Source organism: Thermomonas sp. LB-4, assembly GCF_036409385.1.
Lineage (GTDB): Bacteria > Pseudomonadota > Gammaproteobacteria > Xanthomonadales > Xanthomonadaceae > Thermomonas.
The window spans coordinates 35,776-49,164 of sequence record NZ_JAXOFT010000004.1 but is presented as its reverse complement, the minus strand read 5'-3'; the positions used below and the strand labels follow the sequence as shown (position 1 = coordinate 49,164).

At 66.1% G+C, this 13,389-nt stretch carries 11 protein-coding genes; 1 reads left to right on the top strand and 10 read right to left on the bottom strand.

The window, feature by feature from the left end; genetic code table 11:
- Positions 1 to 123 precede the first annotated feature (123 nt).
- Positions 124 to 2,247: a cytochrome D1 domain-containing protein gene (locus SPK54_RS04885; protein ID WP_330946812.1), complete on the bottom strand. Its 2,124-nt coding sequence runs from the start codon at positions 2,245 to 2,247 to the stop codon at positions 124 to 126.
- 155 nt (positions 2,248 to 2,402) lie between these two features.
- Here SPK54_RS04885 and SPK54_RS04880 point away from each other — a divergent pair, with 155 nt between their 5' ends.
- The gene (locus SPK54_RS04880) at positions 2,403 to 4,622 is read left to right on the top strand and encodes a TonB-dependent hemoglobin/transferrin/lactoferrin family receptor (protein WP_330946811.1); all 2,220 of its coding nucleotides are present in this window, start codon (positions 2,403 to 2,405) and stop codon (positions 4,620 to 4,622) included.
- Between the two features lie 72 nt (positions 4,623 to 4,694).
- Here SPK54_RS04880 and SPK54_RS04875 read toward each other — a convergent pair whose 3' ends face one another.
- The 9 genes from SPK54_RS04875 to SPK54_RS04835 all read right to left on the bottom strand — a co-directional run bounded on the left by SPK54_RS04875 (position 4,695) and on the right by SPK54_RS04835 (position 13,199).
- Positions 4,695 to 5,276 carry a GNAT family protein gene (locus tag SPK54_RS04875; protein WP_330946810.1) on the bottom strand — a complete coding sequence of 194 codons (582 nt, stop codon included), beginning with the start codon at positions 5,274 to 5,276 and terminating at the stop codon, positions 4,695 to 4,697.
- A 32-nt stretch (positions 5,277 to 5,308) separates the two neighbouring features.
- Entirely contained in the window at positions 5,309 to 7,930 is a 2,622-nt protein-coding gene (locus SPK54_RS04870; RefSeq protein ID WP_330946809.1) for a DEAD/DEAH box helicase family protein, read from the bottom strand.
- Positions 7,927 to 8,985, bottom strand: a complete 1,059-nt coding sequence (locus SPK54_RS04865; RefSeq protein WP_028838215.1) for a virulence RhuM family protein — start codon at positions 8,983 to 8,985, stop codon at positions 7,927 to 7,929. The genes SPK54_RS04870 and SPK54_RS04865 overlap by 4 nt, the downstream gene beginning before the upstream one ends.
- Positions 8,982 to 10,760, bottom strand: coding sequence for a site-specific DNA-methyltransferase (locus SPK54_RS04860; RefSeq protein ID WP_330946808.1), 1,779 nt, complete (start codon positions 10,758 to 10,760; stop codon positions 8,982 to 8,984). The genes SPK54_RS04865 and SPK54_RS04860 overlap by 4 nt, the downstream gene beginning before the upstream one ends.
- 73 nt (positions 10,761 to 10,833) lie before the next feature.
- The gene (locus SPK54_RS04855; RefSeq protein ID WP_330946807.1) at positions 10,834 to 11,148 is read right to left on the bottom strand and encodes a type II toxin-antitoxin system RelE/ParE family toxin; all 315 of its coding nucleotides are present in this window, start codon (positions 11,146 to 11,148) and stop codon (positions 10,834 to 10,836) included.
- Positions 11,145 to 11,387: a type II toxin-antitoxin system ParD family antitoxin gene (locus tag SPK54_RS04850; RefSeq protein WP_330946806.1), complete on the bottom strand. Its 243-nt coding sequence runs from the start codon at positions 11,385 to 11,387 to the stop codon at positions 11,145 to 11,147. Before SPK54_RS04850 ends, SPK54_RS04855 begins: the two co-directional genes overlap by 4 nt.
- Before the next feature lie 179 nt (positions 11,388 to 11,566).
- Positions 11,567 to 12,133, bottom strand: coding sequence for an elongation factor P-like protein YeiP (gene yeiP / locus SPK54_RS04845; protein ID WP_330946805.1), 567 nt, complete (start codon positions 12,131 to 12,133; stop codon positions 11,567 to 11,569).
- Entirely contained in the window at positions 12,130 to 12,432 is a 303-nt protein-coding gene (locus SPK54_RS04840) for a hypothetical protein (RefSeq protein ID WP_190280756.1), read from the bottom strand. The genes yeiP and SPK54_RS04840 overlap by 4 nt, the downstream gene beginning before the upstream one ends.
- Complete coding sequence (locus tag SPK54_RS04835) at positions 12,429 to 13,199, bottom strand: SDR family NAD(P)-dependent oxidoreductase (RefSeq protein WP_330946804.1); 771 nt, start codon at positions 13,197 to 13,199, stop codon at positions 12,429 to 12,431. Before SPK54_RS04835 ends, SPK54_RS04840 begins: the two co-directional genes overlap by 4 nt.
- Positions 13,200 to 13,389 lie beyond the last annotated feature (190 nt).

Here is a 13,389-nt window from a genome sequence, read left to right as displayed (position 1 = left end):
GCGACGGCGCCTCCAACGGGGCGCCGTTTTTTTCGTTCCCGGACTGGTGCCGGTTGCCGGCCATGAAAAACCCCGCCGGTGGCTGCCGGCGGGGCGGGGTGGCGCGGGAAGACGCGGTTTGCCTCAGTAGACGTCGCGCACCGTGTTGTGGACGTTGAACTTGCCGGTGGGCGTGACCAGGCGTTTGTCGTCCAGCACCGCCTTCAGCTTGCGCGTCCTGTCGTCTACCACCACGATCGCGGAACGCTGGTTCTTGCCGTTCCATACCGAGAACCAGACCTCGTCGCCCTTGGCGTTGTACTCCGGCTGCACCACGCGCTTCGGGCCTTCGCCCAGATTTGCCCATTCTGCGATCGGCAGCACCTGGTAGCCCTTGGTCAGGTCGGTGGTGTCGAATACCGCGATCGACTGGCTGATCTTCGGATCGGGGTTGAGGGTGGTGTCGACCCACAGGTTCTTCGACTTCGGGTGGGTCTTCACGAACAGCGAGCCGCCGCCCTGGCCCATCAGGACTTCGCAGACTTTCCAGGCGTAGTCCTTGTGGTTCACCGGGTCGGTGGCGATGAGGGTGATCTTCTCGTTGCCCAGCGCGGACGTCGCCCACACCGGCCCGCACTTGGGATGCATGAAGTTGGCGCCGCGGCCCGGGTGCGGGATCTTGTCGACGTCGATCAACGCGGCCAGCTTCTGGTCGCGCGAGTCCACCACCGCGATCTTGTCGCTCTGGTTGGCTGCGGTCAGGAAGTAGCGCTTGGTCGAATCCCAGCCGCCGTCGTGCAGGAAGCGCGCGGCGTTGATCGTGGTGGTCTTGAGGTTCTCGATGTCCTCGTAGTTGACCAGCATGATCTTGCCGGTTTCCTTGACGTTGACGATGAACTCCGGGTGTTCGTGCGATGCCACGATGGCGGCCACGCGCGGTTCCGGGTGGTACTCCTGGGTATCGACCGTCATGCCGCGGGTGGAAACGATCTTCAGCGGCTTGAGCGTCTCGCCCTCCATGATCACGAACTGCGGCGGCCAGTAGGTGCCGGCGATCGCGTACTTGTCTTCGAAGCCCTTGAACTTGGAGGTCTCGACCGAGCGCGCTTCCAGGCCGACCTTGATCTCGGCCACCTTGTCGGGCTTGGGCAGCCACAGGTCGATCAGGTCGAGGCGGGCGTCGCGGCCGATCGTGTAGAGGTAGCGGCCGGAGTGCGAAGTGCGCGAGATGTGCACCGCGTAGCCGGTCTTGACGACGTTGATGATCTTCTTGGTGTCGCCATCGATGAGAGCCACCTCGCCAGAATCGCGCAGGGTTACCGCGAAGATGTTTTCGATGTTGTAGTTGTTCATCTTCTTCGTCGGCCGCTTGTCGGCGGGGACGAATTCCACGTAGCTGTCGCGCATTTCCTTCATGCCCCATTCCGGCGGCGCCGGCGGTTCATGCTGGAGGAAGCGCGCCATCGCATCGATTTCCTTCGGGCTGAGGTCGCCCGACGTGCCCCAGTTGGGCATGCCGGCCGGTGAGCCGAAATTGATCAGCGCCTTGAGGTATTCGGTGCCCTTGGCGCGCGTGATGTCCGGGGTCAGCGGCTTGCCGGTAGCGCCCTTGCGCAGCACGCCGTGGCAGCCGGCGCAGCGTTCGAAGAAGATCTGGGTAGAGTGCTTGCGCTCGTCGTCGGTCAGCGGTGGGCCGCCCTTGGGATCGTTGGCGATCGCGAGCTCGGCCGGCACCGCCAGCGGCGCGCCCTCGTATTTGGTCTCCGCCGCGGTGGAGCTCGCATGCGACTGCGCGGTCTGTTGCGCCTGCGCGGGCGCGGCGGCTGCCGCGCCACCGGTCGCCTGGCGATGCGCCTTGACGTGGTCGTCGTCGATCTCGAACGCGGCGGTATTGCCCCAGCTGCCGGCGACATATGTCAGTGCGTTGGCGATGTCCTCGTCGGACAGGTGGGCCATCGGCGGCATGACATTGTCGTAGTCCACGCCGTTGACGGTGATCTTGCCGCTGATGCCCTGCAGCACGGAATCGATCAGCTGGTCGCGGGTCAGCGCCTTGAGGTAGTCCGAGCCGGCCAGCGGCGGGAATGCACCGGCCAGGCCCTTGCCGTTGGGCTGGTGGCAGGCCGCGCAGTTGGCGAGGTAGGCGGCCTCGCCGGCCTCCATTTTCGTCTTGGGCGGGCGCTCGTTGGCGATCTGGGCGATGGCATAGGCGGACATGCCGCCGAACATCGCCAGCCCCAATGCGGTCATTGCGACTTTCTTGTTCATAGGACTCCCCAGTAACGGTTGAAGACGCGATGAAGAGAAACTGCTTTCAACGCACGGTGATTCTCAGCCGGTTGCAGCCGGGCCGATCTGATTCAAATCAAATTAAATCCGTTCTCCCGGCCTAGAATCCCGGGGTCCAATTGCAGCTCATTCTCATGCGCGATTCCACAAGAAAAGTCCTCTGCGGGGCAATCGCGGTCGCGCTGTCGCCGCTGGCGCATGCGCAGTCCGCCGCGGTAATCCCCGCCGAGGACGGGATCCGCTGGCTGGGCCGGGTGGTGGTGGTGGCCAGCAAGGCAGCGGAACCCGCGGCGCAGGTGGTCGGCACGGTCAGCAGCTTGGACCGCGAAACCATCGAGCGCCGCCAGGTGCAGACCATCGCCGATCTGGTCCGTTACGAGCCTGGCGTGGACGCATTGGGTGATGTTTCCCGGTTCGGCTGGCAGGGATTCTCCGTGCGTGGACTGGACGGCAACCGGGTAGGCATGGAAATCGACGGGGTGCCGCTGGCCGAGGGCTTCAGCGTGGGCCAGTTTGCCGCCGCCGGGCGCGACCTGGTGGATATCGCCGCGGTGCAGCGGGTGGAAATCCTGCGCGGCCCGGCGTCCACGCTGTACGGCAGCGATGCGCTGGCGGGGGTGGTGGCCTGGCGCACGCTGGATCCGCAGGACCTGCTGGATCGCGTGGAGGGCCAGGCTTACCTCGGGGGGAGGCTGGGCTGGACCGGGCGCGATCGCGGCCGCCAGCTGTCGGTGTCGATGGCCGGCGGCAGCGGTGCACTGCAGGGCATGCTGCTGCTGTCCCATCGCGAGGGCCATGAGGTGGAAAACGCCTCCACCCGGATGCCTGCCAATCCCGTCGACCAGTGGCGCCGCAGCACGCTGGCCAAGCTGGCATGGGATGGCGGCGTGCTGGGACGCTGGACCTTCGCGCTGGACGCCGCCCGCGGCCGCAGCAAAGTCGATATGCGCTCGTCACGGTTCGGCCCGGGGCGCCTGGCGACCACCACCGAACTGCTGGGTGACGACCGTTTCGAGCGCGATCGCGCCAGCCTCAAGGGCGAGTGGACGCCTGATGCGGCCTGGCTGGACGCGTCGGAGCTGCTGGTTTACGGGCAGCGCAACCGCAGCCTGCAGGACACCGCCCAGACCCGCCTGGCCGACCGCGCCACGCCGTTCCCGTCGCTGCGCGAGCGCCGCTTCGACCTGCGGCAGCGCAACACCGGGCTGAAGTGGCTGGGCCAGGCGCGTTCCGAGGCTGGCGCCTGGTCGCACTGGCATGTGTTCGGGCTGGAGTACGCGCGCACCCGCTACAGCGGTTACCGCGACGGCCGCGAGATCAATCTGGCCACCGGCGCCAGCAGCAACGTGGTGCTGGGCGAGCGGTTCCCGGTGCGCGATTTCCCCGAAAGCCGCAGCACCGAGCTGGGTGCGTTCTGGCAGGACGAGATCGGCATCGGCGAGACCTTCGCGGTGATCCCGGGACTGCGCTGGGAGCGCTACCGGCTGGACGCCGAGGCCGATGCGATGTTCCGCGAGGACTACCCGGACGTGGCCGTGGCCGATATCGCCCGCAGCGCGTGGACGCCGAAGCTGGGCCTGCGCTGGCGCAGCAGCGGACATTCGACCTGGTTCGCCCAGTACGCGCGCGGTTTCCGCGCGCCGCCGTTCGGCGACGTCAACATCGGCCTGTCGCTGACGCTGCTGAACTATGAAGTCCGCCCGAATCCGCAGCTACGGCCGGAGCGCAGCCAAGGCCTGGAACTGGGCTGGCGCTGGGAAGGGCCGCGGCTGCAGGCGCAGCTGTCGGCCTATCGAAACCGCTACCGCGATCTCATCGAATCGCGAGCCAACCTGGGCATCGATCCGGTGACGCGGGCGCTGGTGTTCCAGTCGGTCAACCGCACGCGCGCATCCATCCACGGCGTCGAGGCCAGCCTGTCCTACAGCCCGGGCGCGACCAGCGACTGGGCGCTGCGCGCCGCTGCGGCCTGGGCGCACGGGCGCGACCAGGAACGCAACCGGCCGCTCAACAGCGTGGCGCCCGCAAGGCTCGTTCTTGGAGCGAGTTGGGAACCGCTGGAAGGCCGCTGGGGCGCGGAATTCGTGGCCACCGGCGTGGCCCGGCAGGGGCGCCTGGATACCAGCGCCGGCCCGCTGTTCCGCACGCCCGGCCACGCCCTGCTGGATGCCTACGCGTGGTGGCGCTTCCGTCCCGGCATGCGTTTGGGTCTGGGGCTGCAGAACATTGCCGACCGCAGGTACTGGGACTGGACTTCGGTCCGCGGCATCGATCCGTTCGCCACCACGCCGCCGCTCGACTTCCACACGCGCCCGGGCCGCAACGTCAGCGTGACCCTCGGCATCGACTGGTAAGCGGACCTTCCGCGTAGCGGAGAGAAAGAGCGGGCGCACCCGGCCGTACGCGCCAGTGACGACGCGCGGCGCTCAGCCGACGGCGAGGCGCGCGTCCAGCCGCGCACGGATCGCCGGCCATTCCGGTGCGGTGATCGAATACACGTGGGTGTCGCGCAGGCTGCCGTCCTTGTGGCGGCGGTGCGCGCGCAGGATGCCGTCGCGCTGCGCGCCCAGCCGTTCGATCGCCGCCTGCGAGCGCAGGTTCTGGTGGCTGGTGTGGAAATACACCGACTGCGCGCCGAGCGTATCGAAAGCGTGGCCCAGCATCAGCCGCTTGCCGGCGGTGTTCACGTGGGTGCGCCAGACCGAGCCGGCGTGGAAGGTGTAGCCGATCGCCAGCGTGGGCACCGACAGGTCGATGTCGTAGAAGCGGGTGCTGCCTACCGCGCGGCCGCCGGCGACGATCGCGAACGGCAGCTGCCGGCCGGCGTCGCGCATCGCCAGCGCCTCTTCCACCCAGCCCGGGATGCCGTCGCGGGCGGGCACGTTGACGTAGTTGATCGCGCCGATGTCGCCATCGTCCACCGCGTCCTGCAGCGCCGCGATATGGTCGCGCGTCAGTGGTTCCAGGCGCACGCCGTGGGTGGAAAGGGAGAAGGGCGGAAGGCTCATGCCATTGGTTTCCGGGCTTGCCAGCTCACGCCTTATGCCCCCAGCGCCGCGCGGATCATGCCCCAGTCCTTGCGCTTGGGCATGACGAAGCGGAAGCGTTCGCCCGCGCGGCGTGCCCACAGCTGGCCGATGCGGCGCTTTTCAACCTGCTCCGGGTTGTCGTACAGGTGTGCACCCTTGTATTCAACGACCAGCATGCGGCCATCGGTCATCCGTACCAGGAAGTCCGGGTAGAACCGCTGGTGGGACGTCGGCAGCGAGAACGCACCGGGTTTGCGCTCGATGTTGCGTACCCAGTCGCGCACGCCGTCCAGCCGGTTGGCGATGAAGTCGGCGCATTCGAATTCTTCGCCCTGCGATCGCAGGTTGCCGATTTGCGGGAAGAAGTGTTTGGGCAGGGTGACGAAGCCGTTGTATTGCCAGTCCCAGGCGTAGCGGCCGGATTTGAACACGCACTGCAGGCGGACATCGGCGCTCATCCGGCCCTCATCGCCCAGCAGGTCGAGGAAGCGCTGGTGCTGGCCGTGGCGTCGGGCGTGGGCGATGCGTTGGGCCAGAACGTCGCTCAGCTCCACCCGCTGATACACCAGTTCGCTGCAGCTGAAGCCACGCACTTCCAGCAGGTGTCGCAGCACGCCGGACAGCCAGGCGGCCAGGTCTTCCGGGTCCAGATCCGGCGCGGCCAGGCGCTGTTCCAGTGTCCACTGCAGGTCTTCAAGGCTGGCGGTATCGCGCACGCCGAACAAGCCCAGCTGCACGTCGAGTTGTTCCAGCGGGTCCAGCTTGAGTTTTTCCGCATCGCCCAGCCGCAGACGTGCGCGCTGCAGGGTTTCCAGCTCGCGCGGGAACGCTGCGTTGTCCAGCGCAAAATCGACGTCGGCCAGCGTCAGCGTGCCTTCCAGCGCGGGGGCATTGCCAAGATCGCAGAGCAAGTCGCCTTGCGACCACGCCAGCAGCGGCAACTCGAACGTCTGGCCCAGTTCGGAAGGTGTCTTCGGTGGCGCAGCAACAGGGGATTGCAGGTGGGTGAAGGCCTGCTCCAGCGCGGCAACGGCGGCGGGTTCACGGAATGCCTCCTTCAGCGCCTTTTGTTCCTTGGCACTCCATTCGCCGCGCAGCGTGAGGCTGCCGGTTTCCGGGGACAGCTCCAGCTTGGTTTCGATGCGTTTGCGGGTGGCTTCGGGCAGCTGCGAGAAATCCGGCAGCACCAGACAGCCGTCCTGCGCCGGCAGCGGCACACTGACGCTGGCCTGCGCGCGCAGCAGATCGTCGTTGCCGTTGCTCAACGCCGTGCCGCGCACCAGATCCTTGGCGTCCTGGCGTTCGAAGCCCGCCTGCACCAGCCCGTCGCGCAGGGTGGCGGCCACCTCGGCAAGGTTGTTCGACACCGCGAACGCATACGCGCAATTCAGAGCCTCCTGCTGCTTGCGCGTGACCTGCGGCATCCGCAGCACGCGGCCCAGGATCTGCTCCAGCGCCATCTGCGTGCTGCTGCCGCGGAAACTCATCAGCACATAGGCCGCCGGCCAATCCCAGCCTTCGCGCAGCTTGTCGGCGGTGATGACGAAGCGCAGCGTGGCCGGGTCGGCGTCGCTGAGTTCATCGATCCCGGTGGCGGAACGCGCGATCTGCGCGGCGGGCACGTCGAACTGTTCGATCAATGCCGCGCGCACGCGGTCGATGGTCATCGCGTCCGGGTTGTCCTTCTGCTGGCGCTCGGCCTGCAGCAGCATGATCGGGCGCAGCGTCTCGCCGGTGGCGCTGCGCTCGGCATCGGCGGCGGACTGCAGCGCATCGAGTTTGGCGATGGCCTCGCGCAGCGCGATCCGCCAGTCCGGGTGCACCGCCATGTCCACCGGCAGCTTGATCATGTCCTCGCTTTGCAGGGTGGACGCGGAAATCGACACCAGCACGTTGGACGGCTGGTGCATGCGGTCGGGGGTGGCGGTCAGTTCCAGCACCGCGCAAGGGGCCAGCCGGGTCAGGGTGTCGAATGCCAGTGCGCTGCCCTGGTTGTGCGCCTCGTCCACCACGATGAACGGCCGGCGCAGCGCCAGCGCCTCGGCCAGTGACCAGCCGCTGCCGTCAATGCCGCGGAAATGTTCCATCAGCGCCCCATTGGCGCGATACACCGCCAGACGGTCGGTTTCGGCCTGCTTGAAGGCCTGCATGGTGGTGACGATGATGGTGTCGTGGCTGTCCAGCACCGCCGGCGACACCGACAGCGCCTCGTCGATGTCCAGCACCGCCACGTCGCCGAACAGCGTGCGCAGCTCGTCGTGCAGCAGCGCGCCCGGCGTGCGCAAGGCCCGCAGGGTCTGGCTGCGGATGGCGTCGGTGGGCACCAGCCACAGGGTCAGGCTGTGTTCCACGGGCGCAAGGCTGCGCTTGACCCGGGCGATGGCATGGCCGCCGATCAGGGTCTTGCCGCCGCCGGTGGGCACCCGCAGGCAGACCACCGGGGTGTCGCTGGCCTCAAAGGCCGGCGGCGCGTGATAGGGGATGCGGAAGCCGAAGTTTTCCAGCGTGCATTCCTCGAACGCCAGCCGGCTGGCCACGCGCTCGCCCGGATGCGCCTGCGCCTGCGCGCGCCAGGCGCGCAGGAAGGTTTCGTAGCGGTCCAGCACGTCGGACTGGTAGACCTTCAGGCTCATGCGTCGTTGTCCTTGGGGGTGCGGTTCTTGCCGCGCTTTCGGGCCACGGGTTGCAAAGCCTGGGTCGCGTTGTCGAAATCGCGATCCACCGCCTGCGGCAGGGCCGATTGCTGCTTGCGCCAGGCATCGTATTGCTGCTGCGCATGGCGCAGGGCATCGTCGTGGCGCACGCGTCCGGCATGCGTCAACAGGTCGCGCCCGCTCAGGCGCAGGAAATCGTCGAGCTTGGCGATCCAGTCCGCCATCGTCATCGGCTGGCGGTTCAGGGCCTGCAATTCCGCGAATTCCAGATAGGCGGTGACGATGCGGTTCAGCGCATCGAGTTCGGCTTCGTGCAGGTAATTCTTGGCGATTGGCGCATCCTGCCGGCGCGGTTGGCCGGCACTGGTGCTGGTCATGCCCATGTTGGGCTGGCGCGCATCGGCACGCGCCAGCACCACTTCGGCGGCGGTGTGGCCATGCGCGGCCCAGTGCATCTTGTTCTGCACGGTCTGGAAGAAGCGCTGGCTGGCGTCCGCCGATGCGTCGTAGTCAATACTGGTGGCGTAGATGTCCAGCACCTTGCGCCAGAACATCCGCTCCGAGCTGCGGATGTCGCGGATGCGCGCCAGCAGTTCTTCGAAGTAGCCATCGTCCGGGCCGCGCTTGAGGCGTTCGTCATCCATGGCGAAGCCCTTGACCAGATATTCGGACAGCCGTTGGCTGGCCCACTGGCGGAACTGGGTGCCGCGCGCGGAGCGCACCCGGTAGCCCACGGCCAGGATGGCGGCCAGGTTGTAGTGGTCCACCAGCCGGCGCACCTCGCGCGGGCCTTCGGCTTGAACCATCCGGAATTTCCGGATAGTTCGTTCAGGTTCAAGCTCGCCCTCGTCAAAAATGTTCTGCAGATGCTCGCTGATTGTCTTGACCGACACCTGATACAGCTCGGCGATCTGCCGCTGCGGCAGCCACACGTTGTCGCCTTCCAGCCGCACCTCGATCCGGGTGTGCGCGTTGGCGTCGCGGTACAGCAGCAGTTCCGACTGCGGAGCGGGGCTGTCATCCTGCGGGTTCACGGCGCCACCCGCAGGTGATAGGGCAGTTGCTTGAAGGTGATGGCCAGCGCGCGCAGGCGGTCGGCGCCGATGGCGCACCGGGCGCCATAGACCACGCGTGGGCCGTCGTGGGCAGGCAGCAGGTCCAGCAGCGGGGTGGTGAGGACGTTGCCGCCGTCGATGCTGCGATCTTTCAGGATGCCGTTGTAGAGCAGGTAAACGGCGCGGCGGTCGTGCACGCCCAGCAGCGGGCTGGCGGTGTCGGCGGCCTTGTGGCTGGCGCGGCTGGCCGGCAGGCCCATGCCGGTTTCGATGAACCAGACGAAGCGCGCCAGTTCGGCGAAACGCACTTCATTGCTGATATGGCCGCGCGCGTCGAAGAGGGGTTTGCCCAGTTTGCAGAACTGGAAGCCGCCGCCCAGGCCGGGCACGGCGTCGCCCTTGGCGTTGGTGTAGCCGCGGGCCACGCGCTTGACGCGTTCGGCGGTGACGTTGCGGGCGATGCCGTCGTCCATTTCGACGAGGATGAAGCGGCGGTTGCCGCCGTCTTCGGCGTTCTGTTTCAGCACGGCGTGGGCGGTGGTGCCGGAGCCGGCGAAGCTGTCGAGGATGATGTCCCCGCTGTCCGCGCCTATAGCGATCAAGTAAGCGATGAGCTCTTTGGGCTTTGGATATTTGAAGCTAATACCCATGCCCTCAAGCTCACTACGCATTTTCTCGGTCGTGCTGAAATTTCGGAGCACCGAAACGATGCTTCGAGGGCCTTCCTCATGCTCACGTCGGTAATAGATCACTCCCGAAGATGAAAGGTAGAAGGACAGTAGGCCGTCATCGCTAAGTGGAGTGCACCCGCCATCGACAAACTGCTGTAGCTTCTTCCTGTTTGCCCAACCGGAAAAAACACGACAAGGCTTGGTCAACTTTCCTCCCGAGGCTTCCATGGGATCAAGTCGAAGTGGGAATTGGATGTTGCCGAAACGTCGCTTCAGTGGGTTGCTCGAAAGCCTTTCCTCAATCATTGCTTCGATGAGTCCATGAGGAATCTCGCTCGCGCCTATGCTCAGGCTCTCTGAATCCACTGGGAATCCCGCCGGGAGAAGAATTTCACTCGGTGGATTTCCAGGCCCATTTTTCGTGATGGAATTCTCTGCAAACCCAGCCCATAGATTGCTCTCTTGGCGGGTGTTGGGGTCAATCACATTGCCTACTTCTACGGTACGAATGTCCCGGGCGTAAGCGACCACATACTCGTGATTAACTTTGACCAAAAACTGATTGTCCGTGTGTCCTTCGGTATTCCAAACGAACTGAGCTAGCAAGTTCTTTCGGCCAAATATCTCATCTAGCAACGAACGAAGGTGATGCTGTTCGTTGTCATCAATCGAAACGAAGATGACGCCGTCTTCCCGCAAAAACTGCTTCAACAGCATCAACCGCGGATACATCATGCACAGCCAGCGATCGTGCCGGTCCAGCGTCTCGCCTTCCTTGCCCACCACCTCGCCCAGCCAGCGGCGGATCTCCGGCGAGTTGACGTTGTCGTTGTAAACCCAGCCCTCGTTGCCGGTGTTATAGGGCGGGTCGATGTAGATGCATTTCACCTGTCCGGCGTAGCGCGGCAGCAGCGCCTTCAGCGCCAGCAGGTTGTCGCCCTGCACGATCAGGTTGCCGCTGTCGGCGGCGTTGTCGGCATCCCCCGCGCACGACAGCGACTGCACCGGCTCCAGCAGGCGGAACGGCACGTCCTTGTGGTGTTTGACGACGGCGTCTTTGCCGATCCAGTTCAGGCTGGGCATTGCGGGGCGGTCCTTGCGGCGCGGTGAAGTGGGGCAGTTTGCGGGCGGGCCGTCGCAGCGGCTGCGATGCGGCTCATGCGTCCCCCATCCATGCCGGAATATCGCGCTGGGCGTGCAGCACGCGCCAGATGTCAACGTGCGTGTCGCGTTCGAGGTAGAAGATCAGGTACGGGAAATCCTTGAGCGACCAGAAGCGCAGGTCGCGCAGTTTCAGCACCTCGGAATAGCGTGATGCGCCGATGCCGGGCTGGTCGGCGATCTGTGCAATGGCAGTGTCCAGGGACTGAATGAATCGAAGTTCCAATGCCAAGCCGCCTTGTTCGGCGTACCAGTTCGCAGCTTCGTCGGCATCAAGTCTTGCGAGCGGATGCCATTGCAGCGGCTTCACTTGCCGGCGGCCCTTGCACGGGCGCGTTCGCGCATCTTGTCGAAGAAATCCGGTTCCATGGGCGTGGCCGGCCCGGAATTGGCGCCGTCCAGCAGCATTTGGCGCAGCTTTTCCACGTCGCGCTGCTTGCGGATCAGTTCACGCAAGTATTCGCTGGCCGAGCCGTAGGCGTGTTCGGCCACTTGCGCATCGACGAACTGCTTGAGTTCGTCGGGCAGGGAGATGTTCATGGTGGCCACGGCGCGCTCCTATGGCAAGGCTTGCCATGGCAGTGTGGCGCAGCGGGCGATGTTGGGCAAGCGCCGTGGCGGTGGCATTGCTGATGGCAGTGTCGCGGGGGTAACAAGAACGTCCTGCGCAGCACAGCTTTGCCCGTCATCCCCACCCAAGCGGGGAAGACGGGCAATTGCGCCGGGGCTTACTCCGCCCGGCCGCCGAATTCGCCGGTGGTGGTGTTCACCCACACCTTCTCGCCGTTGCCGATGTACTCCGGCACCATGATCTCGATGCCGGTGGACAGCTTGGCCGGCTTCGGGCGCTTGGTGGCGGTGCCGCCCTTGAGTTCCGGCGGGGTTTCGACGACTTCGATCGCCACCGACTGCGGCAGCTGGATCGCCACCGGCAGGTCGTCGATGATCTGGATGTAGCAGCCGGTGAGGTCGTCGACGATGTAGCCGGCGGCATCGCCGACCACGTCGGCGTCCAGCGTGTACGGGGTGTAGTCCTCGTCGTCCAGGAACACGAACGCATCGCCGTCACGGTACGAATAGGTCACCTGCCGGCGCGACAGCTCGACTTCCTTCAGCTCGTCGTCGCCGCCCACCGTGATGTCGAGCTTGCTGCCGCCGGGCACGCTGTACATGGTGAAGCGGAACTTGACGTTGCCGCCGCGGCCCTGCGGGCTGCTGCGCTCGATGTCGCGGATCTGGTAGACGGTGCCGTTGTGTTCAACGACGTTGCCCTTCTTGATGTCGTAAGCCTTCATGGGAGGTTCTTCTTCTGTTGTTGGAGCGCGTGGAAGATGCGTTCGTTGAAGGTCCAGGTGAGCAGACCCCAGATCAGGCCGCCGATGGCGCACAGCGGCACCGCGATGGCCAGCACCAGTGGGAGGCGAGGGTGCGACGGGCCAAGTTGCAGGGTCATGGCGATGGCCATGAATGCCAGCATCAGCCCGCCCCAGAAACCGACACCCTTGAGCAGCACGAAATGCCACATGCCGCGCGCGCGGATCGCGGGCCACTTGACCGCCGTCCAGCGTGCGGCGCGCGAACCGAAGTCGTTCACTTCGGCGCCAGCCGGGTGGCACCGTCGAGGCGGATGGTTTCGCCGTTGAGATAGCTGTTGGTGAGGATGTAGGCCACCAGGTCGGCGTACTCCTGCGGCTGGCCCAGGCGCGACGGGAACGGGATGGTGGCGGCCAGCGACTTCTGCACGTCCTCCGGCATGCCGTCGACCATCGGCGTCCAGAACACGCCCGGCGCCACGGTCATCACGCGGATGCCGAAGCGGGCCAGTTCGCGCGCCATCGGCAGGGTCATGCCGACCACGCCGCCCTTCGAGGCGGAGTAGGCGGCCTGGCCGATCTGGCCCTCATAGGCGGCCACCGAGGCGGTGTTGACGATCACGCCGCGCTCGCCGTCGGCGTTCGCTTCGTTGTGCTGCATCAGGTCGGCGCAGGCCTTGGCGACGTTGAAGCTGCCGACCAGGTTCACCATCACCGTGGTGGAGAAATGCGACAGCGTCATCGGCCCGGTCTTGCCCAGCACGCGGCCGGCGCCAAGGATGCCGGCGCAGTTGATCGCCGCGTTCAGGCCGCCGAGGAATTCCTTCGCGGCCGCCACGTTGGCGGCCACCTGTTCCTCGTTGCTGACGTCGGTCCGGAAGAAGCGGGCGTTGGCTTCGCCCAGCTCGGCCACGGCGGCCGCGCCCTTGTCTTCGTTGACGTCGAACAGGGCGACCTTGCCGCCGTGGCTGACCAGATGCTTCGCGACGGCGAAGCCGAGGCCGGAAACGCCGCCGGTGATGACGGCGCGGGCGGATGCGAGCTGCATGGGAATTCCTGCGGGCGGGGAAACGGCGATTTTAGCGGATGCCAGTGGCCGCCCGGGTGTGTCGTCGCCGGGGCGGCGCGGCCGGTGGCGCAAATGCCCGCCGTTGTTCGACGCGGACCTGCGCCCGCATTGCCGGGCGTAGCGCGCGTTCCCGCGTGCGCGGCACAGGCCCGCTGCCGCGTGGCCGCCG